1 protein-coding gene is annotated in these 3,369 nt (G+C 60.0%); it reads right to left on the bottom strand.

What is annotated here, in order from left to right:
- Positions 1–2,028, bottom strand: a 2,028-nt coding sequence (locus AC0L23_RS30225) for a VCBS domain-containing protein (RefSeq protein WP_473299272.1), incomplete at its 3' end; no start/stop codon positions are given.
- Positions 2,029–3,369: the final 1,341 nt, after the last annotated feature.

The following is a 3,369-nucleotide window of genomic DNA, read 5'->3' as shown; positions in this document are numbered from 1 at the left end:
GGTGCTGTCTTCCAGACCGCTGTTGGTGTCGGCAACCGCAACCGGCGTGTCGTTGGTGCCGGTCAGCGTGATCGTCACGGTCTGGGTGGCCGTTGAGCCATGACCATCATTGACAGTAACGACAAAGCTCTCGGTCACGCTCTGGCCCGCAGCGAGGTGCTGCGCGGCCACGTTGTCAAGGTTGTAGTGCCACTGCACCGACCCGTTGGCGGCATTTGCCGCCTCGCTCACCGGACCAAGCGAGAAGGTGCCGAGCGCAGTCGTGTTGGCTGGCGCAACGACGAATGTGGCGGTATGCCCGTCGCTTAGATCCACGTCAGTGAAGCTGACCGTGCCGGCTGCGGTCAGAGAATCCGACGGGTCCGGCATCGCCGGGGCATCCTCGACCACTGTGCCGGCCTGAACACCAGAGGTGACGCTAACGACGTCATTCGCACCAGCTATGGTGATGGCGACGTCCTGAGTGACCGTCGAGCCTTGGCTGTCGCTCACTGTCACGGCGTAGTGCTCGACCACGCTCTGGCCCGCAGCGAGGTATTGCGCGGCCGCGTTGTTCAAGTTGTAGTGCCACTGCACCGAGCCGCTAGCAGCGTTGGCGCCCTCGCTCACCGAATCAAGCGAGAAGGTGCCGAGCGCGGTGGTGTTGGCTGGCGCGGCGACAAACGTCGCGGTATGCCCGTCGCTCAGATCCACGTCGGTAAAGCTGATGGTGCCGGCCGTCATCAGGGAATCCGACGGATCCGGAGTCGCCGGGGCGTCCTCCACCACCGAGCCGCTCTGGACACCCGAGGTGATCGACACGATGTCGTTAGTGCCGGTGATCGTGACCGTCACCGTCTGGGTGGCTGTCGAGCCGTGGCCATCATTGATCGTCACCACGAAACTCTCGGTCACGCTCTGGCCCTCGGCGAGGTACTGCGCAGCCGCATTGTTCAAGGCGTAGTGCCACTGCACCGACCCGTTGGCAGCATTGGCCGCCTCGCTCACCGGATCGAGCGAGAACGTGCCGAGCGCGGTAGTGTTGCCGGCCCCGGCGACAAACGTCGCGGTATGCCCATCGCTCAGATCTACGTCGTTAAAGCTGATGCTCCCGGCCGTAGCCAGGGAATCCGATAGACTTGGCGTCGACGGGGCGTCCTCCACCACCGCGCCGCTCTGGACACCCGAGGTGATCGACACGATGTCGTTGGTGCCGGTGATCGTGACCGTCACCGTCTGGGTGGCTGTCGAGCCGTGACCATCATTGATCGTCACCACGAAACTCTCGGCGACGGTTTGGCCTGCAGCGAGGTACTGCGCAGCCGCGTTGTTCAAATTGTAGTGCCACTGCACCGCGCCGTTGGCGGCATTGGGCGCCTCGTTGACAGGGTCGAGCGAGAAAGTGCCGAGTGAAGTGGTGTTAGAAGAAGCTGCTGCGAACGAGGCCGAATGCGTGTCGTTGAGATCGGCGTCGTTGAAACTGATAGTGCCGGCCGCGCTCTGCGAATCCGAGACATCGGGTGTGGCATTCGCGTCTTCGACCACCAAGCCGCTCTGCGGACTCGATGTGATGAAGACCGAGTCGTTTGCCCCATTGAACTGGAGTGTCACGGTCGCCCAACTGAGCGTGCCATTGCCCAGCTGGATCGCGTAGGTGAACGTGTCAGTCAGCGTTTGCCCGGTCGCCAGCGCCTGAAGCTGAACGTTGATGTCGCCCTTGTCGTAATGAACGGTGCCGTCCGCTTCGATCCAGATGCGTGCACCGAGGGCGCTGCGGTCACCGGTTGCGGCCATTCCGGCGGCATCGCTGCTGTACGCTACATCTTTGACCAGTAAGTCCGCTGGTGCGTAGTTTTTGGTGGACGCGGAGGAGCTCATTCCATCGTCCAGGGAGAACAGCGTCTTGGCCGCGCCCCCAAGATCATTTGCCAGCACGTTCAAGATGAGAATGTTGCTGGCGTCTTCCGCAAACGAGAAAATGTCCGTGTTGGCTTGCGGAGTATTGCCGAACGAAACTGTGCTGCCGCCGCCCGTTGCCTGCGTCGCCATAGCTTAAATCCTCTGGATGATGCGCCGTCCGCATTCGCGGACCGGCACAAATTGCACAATGGCGCGGGGATGATCGGCCGTTGCCTTGCCTATGCTGCTGAAGAAAGATGCCGAGCTACTCAGCATCCCTATCGTCCTGCTCAGCGCTTCGTGCCGCTCAAGCCTGTTTAGGGCTAGAGCCGCTCCGAGCTTGCGAGCGAATGTCGTGTGCACGGTCGAGCGCCCGACAGCTGCCATGTTTGCAAACCGCAAACTTGGCTGGATCGAAAAATCGAAAATTGACGGAGAAGAATTCGAAATTTCCCGCGCCCGAAAATGCGTGCACGTCATTCGCAACCTCGCCTGCCAATGCAGAGCAGAGAGCGTCGCCGCAAAATCAATTCACGCAAATTGGTAGCGCTCGCTCGAACGGCGATAGGTCCGCCGACCGCAGCTCCATCAACTGCTGCCAAGTTACGCGAAAGATCTAGCGGTATCCCCCTTGCCCATCGTGGCCAGTGCTTGGCCGCCACGTTTGGCAATTATTGATTTTGCAATATTCGCCACTTCAGAAGCGACCACCGTGGCCAAGAAGCGTCACGATCATCTACTCCCCGATTAAATCGAGCCTATTTTAAATTAAAGCGCCAGTCTATTTATTTATTTATACGCCGCATTTAATGATTAATGCATGAAAATCAAGAAGAAGGAGGCTCTTGCGCCACTCCTTGCGAGGCGACCCCGGAATTTTACGGCTTTTACCCTGATGCACTCCGTCCGCGAGATGGTCATTGCTTCGCGTAGATCGACAGTCGCAGGGAGCCAACTGGAGCCAAACTCAGCCCTATCTGCGAAGACGAGGCATGAAAGCAACAGCCTCGCAATGCGTCGCGCGTGATTATTAACTTACGCACCCGACGCGCTCCAGGTCCGCCCGCCGTGACGCGGCGAATTTGGCTTTCGGCGAATTTGGCTTTCAATGTGATGCTGGTCATCCTCATGGAGGGCGGCAGCCGTCATTGTCGCCGGGGGCCCACGTTCCAGAGTGTGAGACCATCGCGGGACTCAAGGGTGGCGCGCTCCTAGAGCGAGGCGCGTAGCCAGACCGCTGACGCAACCCAACTGCTGGGTTATCGCTCGGTAGCCGACGCACGTGCCCTGGAGGGCGGCGAGGAGTCCTCGGCTGGGATTTCTGACATTGCGATGCTCGCGCATGAAGCTTCGCATCTCGTGCTGCCGTCCCGTGCAGTCTCGTTCGCTTTACCGCGCAGCGGGGGTCGGCGAGCAAGCATTCGAAATCCATGTGAAGCTTAAACCGAAAGCAGTTCCCGGTCGGCTTACAAATGGAACCAAATTGACCGC

It is taken from the genome of Bradyrhizobium sp. MI1.4 (assembly GCF_055811315.1).
The sequence above is the reverse complement of the archived record's forward strand: the minus strand, read 5'-3'. Positions and strand labels throughout refer to the sequence as shown.